General features: G+C 68.7%; 20 protein-coding genes. 10 read left to right on the forward strand and 10 right to left on the reverse strand.

The genetic code is table 11. The annotated features are described in order from the left end of the window. Positions 1-118: 118 nt before the first annotated feature. Both KCG34_RS19230 and KCG34_RS19235 read left to right on the forward strand, forming a co-directional pair. Positions 119-652, forward strand: coding sequence for an AAA family ATPase (locus tag KCG34_RS19230; protein WP_211937223.1), 534 nt, complete (start codon positions 119-121; stop codon positions 650-652). A gap of 93 nt (positions 653-745) precedes the next feature. Then, the gene (locus tag KCG34_RS19235) at positions 746-1,531 is read left to right on the forward strand and encodes an SDR family NAD(P)-dependent oxidoreductase (RefSeq protein ID WP_211937224.1); all 786 of its coding nucleotides are present in this window, start codon (positions 746-748) and stop codon (positions 1,529-1,531) included. A gap of 21 nt (positions 1,532-1,552) precedes the next feature. Here KCG34_RS19235 and cobS read toward each other — a convergent pair whose 3' ends face one another. Further along, positions 1,553-2,551 (reverse strand): cobaltochelatase subunit CobS, encoded by a 999-nt coding sequence (gene cobS / locus KCG34_RS19240; RefSeq protein ID WP_211937225.1) that lies wholly within the window; start codon positions 2,549-2,551, stop codon positions 1,553-1,555. A gap of 66 nt (positions 2,552-2,617) precedes the next feature. After that, positions 2,618-3,268: a J domain-containing protein gene (locus KCG34_RS19245; RefSeq protein WP_211940897.1), complete on the reverse strand. Its 651-nt coding sequence runs from the start codon at positions 3,266-3,268 to the stop codon at positions 2,618-2,620. A gap of 70 nt (positions 3,269-3,338) precedes the next feature. Here KCG34_RS19245 and KCG34_RS19250 point away from each other — a divergent pair, with 70 nt between their 5' ends. From KCG34_RS19250 to KCG34_RS19260, 3 genes are all read left to right on the forward strand, one after another. Continuing rightward, positions 3,339-3,614 carry a BolA family protein gene (locus KCG34_RS19250; protein WP_211937226.1) on the forward strand — a complete coding sequence of 92 codons (276 nt, stop codon included), beginning with the start codon at positions 3,339-3,341 and terminating at the stop codon, positions 3,612-3,614. A gap of 64 nt (positions 3,615-3,678) precedes the next feature. Beyond that, complete coding sequence (locus tag KCG34_RS19255) at positions 3,679-3,933, forward strand: type II toxin-antitoxin system VapB family antitoxin (protein ID WP_211937227.1); 255 nt, start codon at positions 3,679-3,681, stop codon at positions 3,931-3,933. Next, positions 3,930-4,343 (forward strand): type II toxin-antitoxin system VapC family toxin, encoded by a 414-nt coding sequence (locus KCG34_RS19260; protein WP_211937228.1) that lies wholly within the window; start codon positions 3,930-3,932, stop codon positions 4,341-4,343. The genes KCG34_RS19255 and KCG34_RS19260 overlap by 4 nt, the downstream gene beginning before the upstream one ends. Positions 4,344-4,350: 7 nt before the next feature. Here KCG34_RS19260 and KCG34_RS19265 read toward each other — a convergent pair whose 3' ends face one another. Genes KCG34_RS19265 through KCG34_RS19275 form a run of 3 tightly spaced genes read right to left on the reverse strand, consistent with a single transcriptional unit; the run spans position 4,351 to position 7,306 of the window. Further along, a complete protein-coding gene (locus KCG34_RS19265) occupies positions 4,351-5,592 on the reverse strand; it encodes an HlyC/CorC family transporter (RefSeq protein ID WP_211940898.1) in 1,242 nt (413 codons plus the stop codon). A gap of 41 nt (positions 5,593-5,633) precedes the next feature. Then, positions 5,634-6,755, reverse strand: a complete 1,122-nt coding sequence (gene aroB, locus KCG34_RS19270; protein ID WP_211937229.1) for a 3-dehydroquinate synthase — start codon at positions 6,753-6,755, stop codon at positions 5,634-5,636. Continuing rightward, entirely contained in the window at positions 6,752-7,306 is a 555-nt protein-coding gene (locus KCG34_RS19275; protein ID WP_211937230.1) for a shikimate kinase, read from the reverse strand. The genes aroB and KCG34_RS19275 overlap by 4 nt, the downstream gene beginning before the upstream one ends. A 133-nt stretch (positions 7,307-7,439) precedes the next feature. Between KCG34_RS19275 and KCG34_RS19280 the strand changes: the two genes are divergently transcribed. The 4 genes from KCG34_RS19280 (at position 7,440) to KCG34_RS19295 (ending at position 11,938) form a co-directional block, all read left to right on the forward strand. Next, positions 7,440-8,897: a hypothetical protein gene (locus KCG34_RS19280; protein ID WP_211940899.1), complete on the forward strand. Its 1,458-nt coding sequence runs from the start codon at positions 7,440-7,442 to the stop codon at positions 8,895-8,897. Position 8,898: 1 nt separating this feature from the next. Continuing rightward, complete coding sequence (locus KCG34_RS19285) at positions 8,899-9,810, forward strand: site-specific tyrosine recombinase XerD (RefSeq protein WP_211937231.1); 912 nt, start codon at positions 8,899-8,901, stop codon at positions 9,808-9,810. Positions 9,811-9,904: 94 nt separating this feature from the next. Further along, entirely contained in the window at positions 9,905-10,891 is a 987-nt protein-coding gene (locus tag KCG34_RS19290) for an aldo/keto reductase (protein WP_211937232.1), read from the forward strand. A gap of 84 nt (positions 10,892-10,975) precedes the next feature. Next, complete coding sequence (locus tag KCG34_RS19295; protein ID WP_211937233.1) at positions 10,976-11,938, forward strand: acetyl-CoA carboxylase carboxyltransferase subunit alpha; 963 nt, start codon at positions 10,976-10,978, stop codon at positions 11,936-11,938. Between the two features lie 73 nt (positions 11,939-12,011). On the opposite strand, the gene KCG34_RS19300 is transcribed toward KCG34_RS19295, so the two are convergent. From KCG34_RS19300 to KCG34_RS19315, 4 genes are read right to left on the reverse strand one after another with little or no spacing between them, the layout of a single operon-like run. Beyond that, entirely contained in the window at positions 12,012-13,019 is a 1,008-nt protein-coding gene (locus tag KCG34_RS19300; RefSeq protein WP_211937234.1) for a threonine aldolase family protein, read from the reverse strand. 41 nt (positions 13,020-13,060) lie between these two features. Continuing rightward, on the reverse strand, positions 13,061-14,212 hold the full coding sequence (locus KCG34_RS19305) for an epoxide hydrolase family protein (protein WP_376788203.1): 1,152 nt from the start codon (positions 14,210-14,212) through the stop codon (positions 13,061-13,063). 54 nt (positions 14,213-14,266) lie between these two features. Then, entirely contained in the window at positions 14,267-14,473 is a 207-nt protein-coding gene (locus KCG34_RS19310; protein WP_211937235.1) for a type II toxin-antitoxin system RelB family anti-toxin, read from the reverse strand. Beyond that, positions 14,470-15,084: a hypothetical protein gene (locus KCG34_RS19315; protein WP_211937236.1), complete on the reverse strand. Its 615-nt coding sequence runs from the start codon at positions 15,082-15,084 to the stop codon at positions 14,470-14,472. The genes KCG34_RS19310 and KCG34_RS19315 overlap by 4 nt, the downstream gene beginning before the upstream one ends. Positions 15,085-15,222: 138 nt before the next feature. Here KCG34_RS19315 and KCG34_RS19320 point away from each other — a divergent pair, with 138 nt between their 5' ends. Further along, on the forward strand, positions 15,223-15,489 hold the full coding sequence (locus tag KCG34_RS19320; protein WP_211937237.1) for a glyoxalase superfamily protein: 267 nt from the start codon (positions 15,223-15,225) through the stop codon (positions 15,487-15,489). Here KCG34_RS19320 and KCG34_RS19325 read toward each other — a convergent pair. Further along, positions 15,467-16,075, reverse strand: a complete 609-nt coding sequence (locus KCG34_RS19325; RefSeq protein ID WP_211937238.1) for a TetR/AcrR family transcriptional regulator — start codon at positions 16,073-16,075, stop codon at positions 15,467-15,469. The genes KCG34_RS19320 and KCG34_RS19325 overlap by 23 nt on opposite strands. Positions 16,076-16,158 lie beyond the last annotated feature (83 nt).

A 16,158-nucleotide genomic window follows, 5' to 3' on the forward strand; every position in this document is an offset into this window, starting at 1 on the left:
CGGCTTTCGTGACTGGATGAAGCCTTCTCAGCCCTCATCGATTGAGCCGCGCCACCGCGCGCCCTGGGCTGTCATTTCCAAAAACCAAGCCAGCCCTAAATCCTCGCAAGGAGACCCCATGCGACGCTACATCCTCACCGGCGCGCCCGGCGCAGGGAAGACCTCGATCCTGAGAGCTCTCGAATGCGAGGGCTGCTGCGTGGTCGAGGAGGCCGCCACCCATCACAACGAGCTGCGCCATGCCATGGGCGTGGCCGAACCGCATCTCGAGCCGGATTTCATCGAGTCGATCACCGCTCTGCAGCTGCGCCGGATCGCCGCCGCCCCGCCGGCGCCCATCCAGTTCCATGATCGCTCGCCGGTCTGCACCCTTGCGCTCTGCCGGCTGCTGGACCGAGCGGTTCCGCCGATCCTGGCTGAGGCCCTGGCGCGCATCGCCGCCGAGGGCGCGTTCGAGCAACGGGTTCTGTTCGTCGCCGAACAGGGCTTCGTCACGCCGACGGCCGTGCGGCGGATCAGCCATGCCGAGGCGCTGCGCTTCGAGGCGCTGCACCGGGAGGCCTATCTGGAACGAGGCTACGACCTGGTCGAGATCTCCCGCGGACCGCTGCCGGCGAGGGTTGCGCAGGTGAAACTGGCCGTCGGCCTCTGACCGCGCCCTTGTCCGTTTCCGAACACGCGGTATGACTGCAATTCAAACAAGCGTTGGGCGCTGGGCCCGCCGCCGAAGCCGAGGGACGTGCAGATGACCAAGGACCTGTTCTCGCTGGAGGGCCGCGTGGCCCTGGTCACCGGCGGCTCGCGCGGGATCGGCAAGATGATCGCCGCCGGCTACGTGGCCCAAGGGGCCAAGGTCTACGTCTCCTCGCGCAAGCCCGGCCCCTGCGACGAGACCGCGGCCGAGCTCAGCGCGGGTGGCGGGACCTGCATCTCCCTGCCGCAGGACGTCTCGACGGTGGAGGGCTGCAGGGCCCTGGCGGCGCGCTTCGCCGAGCACGAACCCAAGCTCGACATCCTGGTCAACAACGCCGGCGCCGCCTGGGGCGCGGCCTTCGACGAGTTCCCCGAGAGCGGCTGGGACAAGGTGATGAACCTGAACGTCAAGTCGCCCTTCTTCCTGACCCAGGCCCTGCATCCCCAGCTGCGCGCCGCCGCCAGCGCCGACCAGCCGGCCAAGGTGATCAACGTCGCCTCGATCGACGGCATCCGGCCCAATCCGATGGAGACCTACTCCTATCACGCCAGCAAGTCGGGCCTGATCCACCTGACCCGGCGCATGGCCGCGACCCTGATCCGCGACAACATCGTCGTCACCGCGATCGCGCCGGGCGCCTTCGCTTCGGAAATGAACCGCGACGCCCGCGACCATGGCGACGCAGTGGCCAAGCGCATCCCAGCCCGCCGCATCGGCCGCGACGAGGACATGCAGGGCGTGGCCATCTACCTGGCCTCGCGCGCCGGCGACTATGCGGTGGGCATCACCATCGCCGTGGACGGCGGGGTGGCGTTCGCGGACGTCGGCGGGGTCTAACGGCCCCGCCGCTTCGGATCGTCAGGCCACCTTCACCCGGGTGGCCGATTCCGGCAGGTCCGTGCCGAACGAGCGCTGGAAGAACTCGGCGACCGTGGGCCGCTCCAGCTCGTCGCACTTGTTCAGGAAGGTCAGGCGGAAGGCCAGGGCCAGGTCGCCTTGGAAGATTTCGGCGTTCTGCGCCCAGGTGATCACGGTCCGCGGGCTCATGACGGTGGAGATGTCGCCGTTCATGAAGGCGTTGCGAGTCATGTCCGCCACCCGCACCATGGCCGCGATCTTCCGCTTGCCGTCGGCGTTGTCGTAGGCCGGGTTCTTGGCCAGGACGATCTCGGCCTCGGTGTCGTGGGGCAGGTAGTTCAGGGTGGTGACGATCGACCAGCGGTCCATCTGGCCCTGATTGATCTGCTGGGTGCCGTGATAGAGGCCGGTGGTGTCGCCCAGGCCGATGGTGTTGGTGGTCGAGAACAGGCGGAAATAGGGGTTGGCCCGGATCACGCGGTTCTGGTCGAGCAAAGTCAGTTTGCCGCCCGCCTCCAGCACCCGCTGGATCACGAACATCACGTCCGGCCGGCCGGCGTCGTACTCGTCGAACACCAGGGCGATCGGCCGCTGCAGCGCCCAGGGCAGGATGCCTTCGCGGAACTCGGTGACCTGCTTGCCTTCCTTCAGGACGATGGCGTCTTTGCCGACGAGGTCGATCCGGCTGACGTGGCTGTCCAGGTTCACCCGCACCAGCGGCCAGTTCAGCCGGGCGGCGACCTGCTCGATGTGGGTCGACTTGCCGGTGCCGTGATAGCCCTGGATCATCACCCGCCGGTCGTAGGCGAGGCCCGCGCAGATGGCGAGCGTCGTCTGCGGGTCGAACTTGTAGGCCGAGTCGAAGTCCGGCACGTGGCTGTCGCGCGTGGAGAAGGCCGGCACCTTCATGTCGGAGTCGATGCCGAAGACGTCTCGCACGGAGACCATCTTGTCGGGGGTGGCGGTGATCAGCGGATCGGGTTCGGTCAGGCTGGACATGCCGCACGAATTACCGGCTTTGCGCCCGCTTGCAAACCGTTGTGATGCGGTCAGACGGCGGAAAACCTAGGCCAGCTTGGCTTTCCGCAACGTCGCATAGGCCTTGATGACCCGTTGCAGCTTGTGCTCGGCCGAGCGGTCGCCGCCATTGGTGTCCGGGTGGCAGCGCTTGACCAGCTCGATGTAGCGCACGCGGATCGCCTCCGCCTGAGCGGTGATGTCGAGGTCGAGGTCGGCCAGGGCGTTGCGTTCCAGCTTGCCGAGCTTGCGCTCAGGCGCGCCGGCGCCGGCCTGCTCGGCTCTGCGGCGGGCCGCAGCGAACAGGCCGAAGGGGTCGTTGAATTCGCGCTCGCGCGCGGCCTTGGCGGCCATGGCCTCGCGCGAGTTGCGCTGGGCGCCAAAGGCCCAGGTCGGCCGGTCGCCGGCCGCGTTGCGGGATTGATGGGCGCGAATCTGCGACTCGCTCATCCCCGCGAAGAAGTCCCATTGGCGGTTATATTCCGCGGCGTGGGCGATGCAGAACCAGTAGTGCTCGTTCAGCATGTCTCGCGATTTCGGCGCCTTGGCCGCGCCCGCCAGGCGGCAGCCCGGGTGGTCGCATGGCTTTTCCCCCGGCTTCAGCGCATTGACGTCGGCCTCCGCGGCCTCCTCCTCGGGCTTGGGGGGACGCACGCGGATGTCGACGAATTTGGGCCGGTATTGAAAGGCGCCGCTCATGGTCCGAAGTATGCGGGTGAAGAACTTGCGATCAAGAATTGACACGAACGATTTAAGGAGCGCGAACGCCATGGGCGCCGTCACAGAAGCCATCCGCGACAAGCTGGCGCGGGCCTTCCAGCCGATGCGTCTCGAAATCGTCGACGACAGCGCCCGCCACCACGGGCACGCAGGATCGCGCGAGGGCGGCGAGAGCCATTTCAATGTAGTGATCGAGGCCGCCGCTTTCGAGGGCCAGGGCCGCGTGCAGCGGCAACGCGCCGTCTATGCCGCGCTCAAGGATGAACTGGCCGGCCCGATCCACGCCCTCTCGGTCAAGGCCCTGGCGCCGGGGGAGGCGGAGTAGGGGTCGTAGTGGCGCACGATGGCAATTGATGATATCTAGAACGAAATTCTAGAAAGGCTGCGTGATGGCGTTGAGCATCAAAACAGAAGAGGCTGATCGGCTCGCGCGTGAACTGACCAGCCTTACAGGCGAGACCATGACCAGCGCGGTGACCCGCGCGCTCAGAGAGGCTCTGGAGCGTGAACGCAAGGCGCGTGAAGAGGACGCGGATTTGCCGGCACGAATTGCGGCCCACGTCGAGGAACTCAGGACACGCTACGACTTCGCGCGACCTGTGACGAAGGAAGAGTGGGACGCTGTCTGGGAAGGCATGGAGTGATCGCGATCGACTCGTCGGCGGTCATCGCCATTTTCCATAACGAGCCGACAGCGTCGGCATTGCAGGTCCGCATTTCCGCTGAACCCCCAGGTGAGCGGCGAATGTCAGTAGCGTCTTATCTGGAAGTTGGTGCTGTCATGGCCGGCCGCGCGACAGGCGACCGTCTTGGCGCCGTCGCTGATCTCGACGTCTTCCTAGCGTTGTCTGGCATCACGCTCCAGCCCGTCGACCATGCCCAGGCCCGCATCGCGCTGCGCGCCCGGATCGAGCTTGGTCGTGGCATGGGGCATGGTGGCGTACTGAACTATGGAGATTGCTTTTCCTACGCTTTGGCGAAGGCTCTGCGCGCACCGTTGCTGTTCGTGGGAGACGATTTTCACAAGACTGACGTCGAGGTCGCAGTGATCTGACGGAAGCCTATCCCTCTTCGATCTCCGCGATCGGCGGGCTGACCCTCAGGCCAGTGATCTGGTTTCTCTGTCGGCGCAGAACCTGGAACCGGTGACCGTAGAAGATGAAGGTCTGGCCCTGGACCGGGATCGCCTGGGCTTCGTGGATGACTAGGCCGGCGATGGTCACCGCCTGGTCGTCGGGCAGGTCCCAGTCCATCACCCGGTTCAGGTCGCGGATCGCCACCGACCCGTCGGCGATCACCGAGCCGTCGGCCTGGCGGCGCACGCCCTCGACCACGATGTCGTGCTCGTCCTCGATCTCGCCGACGATCTCCTCGAGGATGTCCTCCAACGTCACCAGTCCCTGCAGGGCGCCGTACTCGTCGACCACCAGGGCGAAGTGGTTGCGGCGCTTCAGGAAGGCGTTCAGCTGGTCCTTCAGGTTGGTGGTGTCGGGGATGAACCAGGGCTCGACGGCGATGGCGGGGATGTCCAGCGCCTCGACCTTGCCGCCTGAGGCGGCCAGGGCCCGCGCCAGGTCCTTGGCGTGCAGCACGCCGACGATGTTGTCGGTGTCCTCGCGATAGAGCGGGATGCGGGTGTGCGGGTCGGCCAGGGCGGCGTCGACCAGCTCGTGCGCCGGCAGGTCGGCGTCGAGCATCGAGATCGACTTGCGGTGCACCATGATCTGCGACACGTCCATCTCGGCCAGGTCGAGCACGCCGCCCAGCATCCAGCGGTCGCGCGTCTCCACCAAGCCTTCGGAGTGGTGATACTCGACCGCCCCGCGGATCTCCTCGTGCGCGGCCAGGACGTCCATCTCCGGGTCGATCTCGACCCCGAACAGGCCCAGCGTCTTGCGCACGATGAACTGAACGCCGCGGACGATCGGGCCGAACAGATAGACCATCAGTTCGGTCGGGGCCGACAGAAAACGCGCCACGTCGTCCGGATGGGTGATGGCCAGGGTCTTGGGCAGCACCTCGGCGAACACCAGGACCAGCACGGTCATCAGGGTGGTGGCGGCCGCCACGCCCCAGGCGCCGGGGATCGACTTGGTCAGGACCTCGGTCACCAGGGCCGAGGAGAGAAAGTTGATCAGGTTGGCGCCCAGAAGCACCGCCCCGATCATCAGCTCGCGATTGTCGGTCAGCCGGTTGACCCGCTTGGCGGCCCGGTCGCCGTCGCGCTCCAACTGGTGCATGCGCCCGCGGCTGGCGGCGGTCATGGCGGTCTCGGCGGCCGAGAACAGGGCCGAGACAGCCATCAGCCCCAGGATGAAGGGGGCGAGGGCGAATAGGGCGACTTTCACGGGCTGGCTCCCTCGGCGACCAGGAAGGCGCGGACGGCGGCCGCGTCGGCCCTCTTGGCGGTGAAGGCCTGGCCGATGGCGCGGGCCAGGATCAGGGTCAGGCTGCCGCCCTCGGCCTTCTTGTCCTGGGCCATGTGCTCCACCAGCCGGTCTGCGGCGAAGGGCGCGCCGGGGATTTCGCTCATCCGTGTCGGCAAGCCGGCGGCGGCTGTCGCGCGCTCGACCCGCGCCGCGTCCTGGGCGCTGCACAGGCCCTGGGCGGCGGAGAAGCGGAACGCCTGGGCGCAGCCCAGGGCCACGGCCTCGCCGTGCAGCAGGGCCTCGCCGAAGCCGACCTCGGCCTCTAGAGCGTGGCCGAAGGTGTGGCCGAGGTTGAGCAACGCCCGGCGGCCCGCTTCCTTTTCATCCTCGGCGACGATTTCGGCCTTCATCTCCACAGAACGCGCGACTGCGTAGGCCAGGGCCGCAGGCTCGCGCGCCAACACCGCCGCGCCGTTGGCCTCCAGCCATTCGAAAAAGGCGAAATCGCCCAGCATGCCGTACTTGATGATCTCGGCGTAGCCGGCGCGGATCTCGCGCTGCGGCAGGGTCGACAGCACCTCCAGGTCGGCCAGCACCAGCCGCGGCTGGTGAAAGGCGCCGATCAGGTTCTTGCCACGCGGGGTGTCGATGGCCGTCTTGCCGCCTACCGAGGAGTCGACCTGGGCCAGCAGCGTGGTGGGGATCTGCACGAAGTCGATGCCGCGCTTGTAGATCGCCGCCGCGAATCCGGCGAGATCGCCCGCCACCCCGCCGCCGAAGGCGATGATCACATCGCCGCGGTCCAGCGACAGGGCCAGGAGGTCGTCGCTCAGCCGCGCCAACTGCTCGAAGCTCTTGGACGCTTCGCCCGAAGGGATGGTGATCAGGTCGGCGGCGATCCCTGCCGCGGTCAGGCCGGCGCGCAGCCGTTCGCCGTGCAGCCGCGCCACCGTTTCGTCGGCCACGATCGCCGTGCGGGCGCGCTTGAGGAACGGGCGGATGTGCTCGCCCGCCGCGCCGATCAGGCCCGGCCCGATCAGCACCTGATAGGCGCGCTCGCCCAGGCCGACCGGAATGGCGCGGACGGGGGCGATCATGGCGAGGCTCCTTCGGCGGCGAGGCGGGTGCGCAGGGCCTCGATGATGGCGTTGACGGTGGTCGAGTGCGGCGACTCGATCGACTCCACGGTGATGTCGGCCAGGGCGTAGACGGGGTGGCGCAAGGCGGCCAGTTCGCGCAAGGTTTCGGCGGGGTCCTTGCCCTGTAGCAGGGGGCGGTCATTTTTGCGCCCCACCCGCTCGACCAGGACGTCGATATCCGCCTTCAGCCAGACCGAGATCGCCTTGTCCTTGATCAGGGCGCGGGTCTCGTCGTTCATGAACGCTCCGCCCCCGGTGGCCAGCACGTGCGGGGGATCTTGCAATAGGCGCGCGATCACTCGCCGCTCGCCGGCGCGAAAGGCCGGTTCGCCCAGCTCGGCGAAGATGTCTGAAACGGAGCGGCCAGCGGCCTTCTCCACCTCTTCGTCGGCGTCGCGGAACGGCAGGCCCAGCGCGCCGGCCAGCCTTCGGCCGACGCTGGTCTTGCCCGCGCCCATCAGGCCCACCAGGACGATGGTGTGGCGGCGCAGGGCGGGTTCGACCGTCATGGGCGGCGGCCTTGCGCGGCGAAGGGCTCTCGGCTCTGTTTCATCTGTCCTGGCGCTTTACACGAGGTTGCGCTTTTCCGCCAAGATCGGCACTTGATCTGTCAGCGGGGCGCATGAGGACATCGGCTTGGTGATGACGATCTCGCGGCGAGTATCTCGGTACGGTCTCTGCGCCACGGCGCTGGTCCTGGCGACGGCGGGGTACGCCTCGGCCCAGGTCGAGGTGCAGTCGCTGACGAAGCTCGATCTGTTCTCCGCCGGCCGCGACGCCGGTTTTGGCCAGGACGTCTGGAAGGGAACTTCGGCCGACCTCGCCCGGTCGGTGATCCCGGTCCTGGCCAGCCGGCCCCTGTCGCCTGCGACGACCTCGCTGGCGCGGCGGCTCCTGGCCCAGTCGGCCACCGCGCCCGACGGCGCCGGCGCCGACGCCGACCTTGCTGCGGCCCGGGTCAAGGCGCTGCTGGCCCTGGGTGAAGCGCCCCTGGTCGACTCCATCCTCGATCGCACCCCGAACCTGTCGCAGAACGCGCTCCTGTCCCAGGCGGCGGCCGAGGCGGCGCTGGACCTCGGCAAGGACGACAAGGCCTGCGCCATCGGCGAGGCGCTGACAGAGGGGCGCGGCGGAATTTATTGGTTGAGGCTTCGGGCCTATTGCCAGATCGTCGCCGGCAAGACCGACGCGGCCCAGCTGACCTTTACCCTGGCCAACCAGCAGGCCAAGGACCCCGCCCTCGCGCGACTGATGACGGCTGCGATCAGCGGGGCCGGCGATCCCGGCCCGGCTTCCTTGCACAGCGGGCTCGAATACGCCCTCTCGCGCCGGCTCAAGCTGGACCTGGCGCCCGCCCTCGCCACCGCCAGCCCGGCCGTCGCCGATCAGGTGACCGACAGCCTCGCCGCCGCGCCGCCGCCTGGCGCGGCCGGAGCCGCCCCGCCCGAGGCGGACATGATCGCCAAGCTCAAGGCCGCCAAGGGCTTCCCGGCCTTCGTCGCCGCCGCCAAGTTGGCCAGGCCGGCGATCGCCAGCCTGGTGCAGACCAAGGCCCCGATCGCCGACCCGCTGCTGGAGGCCAGGGCCGCCCTGGCCGCCGGCGACGTGGACGACGCCCAGGCGATCCGCACGGTTCTGACCCAGCCGGGCGCGCCGCAAGTCGATCCCCTCAGCTTGGCCATCCTCGACGCGGCCCTGGCCGCCGCGGTCGGCAAGCCGGACTCGCCGACCCTCGACCGGCTGATCGAGCGCGGCGGGGTCGGCGACGCCAAAGCCCGTGTCCGCGGCCAGGCGGCCTCGGCCATCTTCGCCGCCCTCGGCGGGGAGATGAGCGACCAGGCGCGCGCCCAGTTCGCCGGCTTCGATTTCCGCCACGGCGACGCCTCGGCCGCCCGGCTGATGCTGCTGGAGACCGACGCCGAGGCCGGTCGGGTGGGCGAGACCGCGCTGCTGGCCCTGTCGGTGGCCGAGGCCGGCGGGGCGGCTGGCCCGGCCGCCTCGGATCGCGCCCGCATCATCCAGGCCCTGGCCCGGGTGGGGCGCAAGGCCGACGCCCAGGCTTTCGCCGTGGAGGGCCTCCTGAGCCTCGAGGCACGATGAGATGAGCGCGGCGGGCTGGCGCGAGGCGTTCCTGGAAATGATGGCGGTGGAGCGCGCCGCCGCGAAGAACACCCTGACCGCCTACGCCAAGGACCTGGACGATGCGCAGGGCTTCCTGGCCGGTCGTGGCCGCGACCTTGCCGACGCGGCGGCCGAGGACGTCGAAGCCTATTTCGGCGACCTGGGCGCGCGGGGACTGTCCGCCGCCACCGCCGCGCGCCGGAGGGCCTCCCTGCGCGGCTTCTACCGCTTCGTTCTGGGTGAGGGCTGGCGCAAGGATGATCCCGCCCGCCGCGTGGACGCGCCCAAGAAGGGCCGGCCCCTGCCCAAGATCCTGGCCCGCGAGGAGGTCGATCGCCTCATCGCCGCGGCGACGGCGAGGGACGGGGCTCAGGGCCTCAGGCTCGGCTGCATGGTCGAGTTGCTCTACGCCTCGGGCCTCAGAATCTCCGAGCTGATCGCCTTGCCGTTGGCGGCGGTGGCGCGCGACCCGGCCTATCTGATCGTCAAGGGAAAGGGCGGCAAGGAGCGGCTCGCGCCCCTGAACGGCGCGGCGCGGGAGGCGGTCAAGGCCTATCTGCCCGCGCGCAAGGGCTTCTTCGCCAAGGGTGTGAAGGAAAGCCCCTGGCTGTTTCCCTCCCGCGGCCAGGGTGGCCGGCTGACCGCACGCCGCTTCGCCCAGCTGCTGGACGAGGCGGCCCTCGCCGCCGGGATCGATCCGGCCAAGGTCAGCCCGCACAGCCTGCGCCACGCCTTCGCCACCCACCTGCTGGAGGGCGGCGCCGACCTCAGAACGGTGCAGAAGCTGCTGGGCCACAGCGACATCGCCACCACCCAGATCTACACCCATGTCACCAGTGAGCGGCTGAAGGCGGTGGTACAGCAGGCCCATCCGTTGGCGAAGAAACGATAGGCCGCCTCCGTTTTTGCCGCGTGCGATGGTTGCGAGGTCGCTCGCCGACGCCAATCTAAAAGGCTCCCCTACCCAATCGATACGGAGCCACGCCATGCAGATGCGAACCCTCGGCGCGAACGGACCCCAGGTCTCGGCCATCGGCCTCGGCTGCATGGGGATGACCTGGGCCTATGGGGCCAGCGACGAGCGCCAGAGCCTCGCCGCCCTGGACCGCGCCCTGGAGCTCGGGATCAACTTCTTCGACACCGCCGAGGTTTATGGCCCCTACACCAACGAGGAGCTCCTGGGCCGCGCCCTCGGCCATCGGCGGGACAACCTGGTCATCGCCACCAAGTTCGGCTTCAAGCTGGCCGGCGGGCCGCGCCCGGCCGGGGTCGACAGCCGGCCGGAGAACGTCAAGGCGGTGGCCGACGCCTCGCTCAAGCGGCTGAAGCTCGACCACATCGACCTGTTCTACCAGCACCGCGTCGATCCGGACGTGCCGATCGAGGAGACGGTCGGGGCCATGGCCGACCTGGTCAAGGCGGGCAAGGTCCGCTTCCTGGGCCTCTCCGAGGCCGGCGCCGCCACCATCCGCCGCGCTCACGCCACCCATCCGATCACCGCCCTGCAGTCGGAGTATTCCCTTTGGACCCGCGACCCCGAGGCCGAGATTCTGCCCCTGTGCCGCGAGCTCGGCATCGGCTTCGTGCCCTACAGCCCGCTGGGCCGTGGTTTCCTGACTGGCAAGATCAGCGTCTCGGAGGAATTCGAGGAAGGCGATTTCCGCCGCGCCCTGCCGCGCTTCCAGGCCGACGCCATGGCCCACAACATGGCGGTGGTCGAGGCGCTGAAGCGCGTGGCCGAGGCCAAGGGGACCACGCCGGCGCAACTGGCCCTGGCCTGGCTGCTGCACCAGGGGCCGGACATCATCCCGATCCCCGGCGCCCGCAAGATCGCCCACCTGGAGGACAACGCCGCCTCGGCCGCGGTGAAGCTGACGGGCGAGGACCTGAAGGCCATCAATGAGGCCGCCCCCGCCTCGGCCTTCGCCGGCGCGCGTTACACCGAGCAGATGATGAGCATGGTCGGGCGCTAAGGGGTCGAAAGCGGCGGCTTGCGGGCGGGGCTCTTCCCGCCTAATTTCCGCCGCTTCGCCCACGGCGACGCCACAAAGGACCGCATGTCCGCGCATTACCTCGACTTCGAACGGCCGATCGCCGACCTGGAAGCCAAGATCGACGAACTGTCCAAGCTGTCGGACACCGCCGGGTCCGGCGCCTTCGACAACGAGATCGCCTCGCTGCGCCAGCGGGCCGAGGCCATGCGCCGCGACGCCTATTCCAAGCTGGACACCTGGCAGAAGATCCAGGTCGCCCGCCACCCCGAGCGGCCGCACTGCACCCACTACATCGCCGGCCTGATCGACGACTATGTCGAGCTGCGCGGCGACCGCCGCTTCGGCGACGACCAGGCGATCGTCGGCGGCCTGGGCCGGTTCCGCGGCAATCCCGTGGTGGTGATCGGCAACGAGAAGGGCCACGACACCACCACCCGCATCAAGCACAATTTCGGCCTGGCGCGGCCCGAGGGCTATCGCAAGGCGGTGCGCCTGATGGACCTGGCCGACCAGTACAATCTGCCGGTGATCAGCTTCGGCGACACCTCGGGCGCCTATCCGGGCCTGGGCGCCGAGGAGCGCGGCCAGGGCGAGGCCATCGCCCGCTCCACCGAGCGCTGCCTGACCCTGGGCGTGCCCATGGTCGCCACCATCATCGGCGAGGGGGGCTCGGGCGGGGTCCTGGCCATCGTCTCGGCAAACCGGGTGCTGATCCTGGAGCACGCGGTGCTGTCGGTGGCCTCGCCGGAAGCCGGCGCTTCGATCCTGTTCCGCGACCGCGGCGAGGCGGGACGCCTGGCCACGGCCTGGAAGATGACCGCCCAGGACCTGCTGCAGCAGAAGATCGTCGACCGCATCATCGAAGAGCCCCTCGGCGGCGCCCACGCCAACCCCGAGGAAGCCATTCGCCGCACGGGCGACGTGATCGAAGAGGAACTGGGCCGGCTCGCCGACCTCTCTCCTGACGCCCTGCGCAAGCAGCGGGCCGATCGGTTCTATGCGATCGGGCGCAGCGGGGCGGCTTAGCCTCAGGCCGTCGCGGGAATTTCCCCTTTACCCGCTCACCCCGGTGAGCGGGTAAAGGGGGCGCGCCGATTTTTCAGGCCGTAGCCCGGATCGCCGCCGCCAGTTCCTCCACCACCGCCTCGGTCGTCGCCCAGGCGCACATGAAGCGGACCGAGCCGTCGTCGCAGCGGAAGGCCAGCCAGCCGGCGTCGGTCAGGCGTTTGTGGCGTTCGGGGCTGAGCTCGGCGAAGAGTCCGTTGGACTCCACCGGGTGCAGCGCCTTCAGCCCGCACTCGGCCGCCAGCTTGCGGGCCATGGCGTTGGCGTGGGCGGCGTGACGCTGATAGGCGCCGCTCTCCAGCATCCCGATCCAGGGGGCGGCGTAGAAGCGGCTCTTGGACGGCAATTGCCCGGCGTTCTTCAGCCGGGCGTCGAAGCGGCGCGCCAGGGCCTTGTCGAAGATCACCAGGGCCTCGGTGGGCGTCATGCCGGCCTTGGTTCCGCCGACGACCAGCAGGTCGACGCCCAGGCCCGGGATGGCCTTGGGGTCGAAGCCGGCGGCGATGGCGTTGGCCAGGCGCGCGCCGTCCATGTGGACGCCCAGCCCCTTGGCCTTGGCCGCGGCCGTCAGCCGGCGCAGGTGGTCCAGCCCATAGACCGCGCCGTATTCGGTGGCCTGGGTCAGGGACAGGGCCGCCGGCGGCTGGGCGTGGGCGTGCTCGGGCTCGGCCAGCACGGCCTTCAGAGCCTCTGAATCGATGCGCGCCGAAGCGCCGGGAAGGCCGCGGATTGTCAGGCCGTGGCCAAAGGCGTTCGGGGCGCCGGTCTCCGCCACCGCGACGTGGGCCTCCGCATGCGCCAGCACCCGCTCGAACGGGCGGCAGAGCGCCGCCAGCGAAATGGCGTTGGCGGCGGTGCCCGAGGCGACGAAGCGCACCTCAGCGTCGGCGTCCAGCAGCCCGCGGATCAGGTCGGCGGCGCGGGCGCAATAGCCGTCCTCGCCATAGGAATCGACCGCCCCGGCATTGGCAGCGACCAGGGCGTCCAGCGCCTCGGGGGCGGCGCCGTGGGTGTTGTCGGAGGCGAAGTCTTGTCTGAGCATGACGGGGCTTTAACGGGTCAGGCGCCCTCGCCACAACCCCGCTAGAGCTCGCGCGCCCAGGCCCGGACGTCGTTGACGAACAGCTCCGGCTCCTCCATGGCGGCGAAGTGGCCGCCCGAGGGCATCTCGGTCCAGCGCGTGATGTTGTAGGCGCGCTCGGCCCAGGTCCGGGGCGGCGCCTGGTAGAGCGCCTCGCCCGGGAAGTTGGCGAAGGCGGTCGGGGTCTCGCAGCGCACCCCGGCCTCGATCTGGGCCAGGCCGCCTTCCTCCAGCAGCGCCCGATAGTACCAAGCTCCCGTCGTGAACGAGCCGGTCATCACATAGATCATGATGTTGGTGATCAGCTGATCCAGCTTGTAGGCTTCGTCGATCTTCTTGGTGCGCAGGTCCGACCAGTCGTAGAACCGCTCCAGGATCCACGCCGCCTGGCCCACCGGATTGCCGGCGCCCAGCCAGGCCAGGGACTGCGGCTTGGACATCTGCAGGCCGAAATAGGCGCCCAGCATCTGCATCGCCGCCTGGGTGCGCGCCAGCCAGGCGGTCTCGGCCTCGCTGGTCGGGCCACCCTTCGGCCGGAAGCCGATCATGTTCAGGTGGATGGCCTTGCAGTGCTCGCCGTGGTCGTAGCCCAGCCACGAGGTGACCAGGCCGCCCCAGTCGCCGCCCTGGGCCAGGTAGCGCTTGTAGCCCAGGGCCTCGGTCATCAATGCATTGAACAGCCGCGCCGTGCCGCGCTGGCCGAACGGGCGGCTGGGCTTGGAGGAGAAGCCGAAACCGGGCAGGGACGGGACCACTACGTCGAAGGCGTCCTTGGGATCGCCGCCATGGCGCGAGGGGTTGGCCAGCTTGTCGATCGAGGCCCAGAACTCGTAGTGGCTGCCCGGCCAGCCGTGGGTCAGGATCAGGGGCCGCTTGCCGCCCGCCTCGCCGACCACGTGCACGAAGTGGATGTCGAAATCCTCGATTCGGGCAGTGAACTGGGGAAACCGGTTCAGCTTGGTCACCGCCGCGCGCCAGTCGTAGGTCTCGGTCCAGTGGTCGCAGATCCGCTTCAGGAAGGCGGCGTCGCAGCCATAGGCCCAGCCATTCTCCACCTCGGGCGCCGGCGGGAAGGGATAGGCCCGCACCTGGGCCAGCACCGGATCCACCTCGTCCTTGGACCACTCCACCTCGAACGGCTTCACCGGGATCATGGCGTCCTCCTCGCATTTTTCGGCGGTAAGCCTGAGGGGGTGACGCGAGGTCGGTCAACTGCTGCTATCGCTCTCGTCCTCGAATATGGCCTCGATCGGGCGTTCGAACAGGCGCGCGATGCGAAAAGCCAGGGGCAGGCTGGGATCGTACTTGCCGGTCTCGATGGCGTTGACGCTCTGGCGCGAGACGTCCAGCCGCTCGGCCAGGTCCGCCTGGCTCCAGCCGAGCTCGGCGCGCAGAACGCGCAGGCGATTCTTCAACGGTACCTCCGGCTGACCATCTGCGTGGTGGCGCCGAGCTGGACGAAGAAGGCCACCGGTACGACCCAGAGCCACAGGTGCGGAGCCAGGCCGAAGTTCTCCAAAAAGCCCAGGACGGTGGCCTCGCAGAGGGTCAGGCCGCCGCTCCACATCAGGCTGGCGCGGGTGATCTCGCGCTTCAGCTCGTCGGTCTCCTCGGCGACATAGCGGCCCAGGGCCCAGAACATGCCGATGATCGGCAGGGCCGGCGCCACGGCGACCGCATAGCCCAGCGGGCCCTTGGCGTAGCCCAGCTTGAACAGCTCCACCGCGGCCATCAGCACGAACACATAGACGATCGAGATCATCGCCTGCCGGCGCTGGTAGCGGTGCTGGGCCGGGCGCATCGTGCAGCGCCTGAACAGGCGAAGGTAGGCCATCATCGCCGCCATCGGCGACAGGGTGAGCAGGAAGAGGCCCAGCCAGGCCCAATTGTTCCACCAGTTCAACGCCAGGATCGCCGCGCCGGCGGGAAAGCAGGCGGCCGGCAGGGCCACCAGGGCGATGCGGACGGCGAGCGGCAGGCTCCCGGCCGGCGGCGGGCTTGGCGGGGCCATGGACTGGCTGGGCATATCAAAGCTCCTTGTCGAAATGACAAGGATACATGACACGTTCGCTCCGAAGTTGTCAAGCAAAGTTGACATAGTGGACTTGCGGAGATCGTTTGTTTGAATTATATCCGGGTAAAATATGGATTTGGAGATTGCGTCATGAGCTTCGAATGGCCGAGCACCGGCGACCGCGTGGCGGGGGACTATCTCGGCCATGCCTTCGAGGGCGTTGTCACCGGCGTGGATTTCGCGCACGAGCCTCTGGGGCGGCGCTATGCGGTGCGCTTCGATGCGCCCGTCGAGATCAGCAAGTCCAAGCTGATGAGCAATCTGCGGCAGAACGTGCGCGCCCTGATCGCGCCCACCGGCGCCAGCATAGACGCCAAGGGGCGGCCTGACGGGATCATGACCCTGCGCCGGGCCTGACCCCCCGCGCAAGGGCGCCGGACAATGCGCGCCGCACGGCGTCGAAATCGACATCGTCAGCGAACTTGCTGCTCAGCCTCAGCATGACCAGGCCATGCAGGGCGGCCCAGAAGGCGTGGGCCAGCACGATCGGGTCGCCCGCGATACGGCCCTCGGCCATCAACAGCTCGATATGGGCGGTCATGGTCTTCTTGGCGCGCAACAGCGCGCGCACCAGGTCGGGATAGTCGCCCTCGGTCGGCTGGCTGAGGTCGAACATCAGCCCATAGGCCGCCGGCTGTTCCAGGGCGAAGCGGACATAGGCGTCGCTGGCCGCGGCGGCGCGCTCGTCCGCCGTGCCGGGCTTGGCGAACGCCGTCTCCAGCGCCTCGGAGAAGCGGTCGAAGCCGCGCGCGCGGACCGCGGCCAGCATCTCGTCCTTGTCCTTGAAGTAGCGATAGGGGGTCATGGCGCTGACCCCCAGCTCGCCCGCCAGCTGGCGCAGGGACACCGCCTCCAGGCCCTTCTCTGCGAACAGTCGCTCGGCTGCGTCGATCAGCCGTTCGCGGAAATCGGCGATCTCGGCCTCGCTCAGCACCTTGGGCATCGGCTCTCCTGAAAGTGACTTGCATCTTCTATAGTCTTACGATATAAATTTACATCGTATATTTATCTATAGGGAGTCCGGCC

The organism is Phenylobacterium montanum (genome assembly GCF_018135625.1).
Taxonomy (GTDB): domain Bacteria; phylum Pseudomonadota; class Alphaproteobacteria; order Caulobacterales; family Caulobacteraceae; genus Poindextera; species Poindextera montana.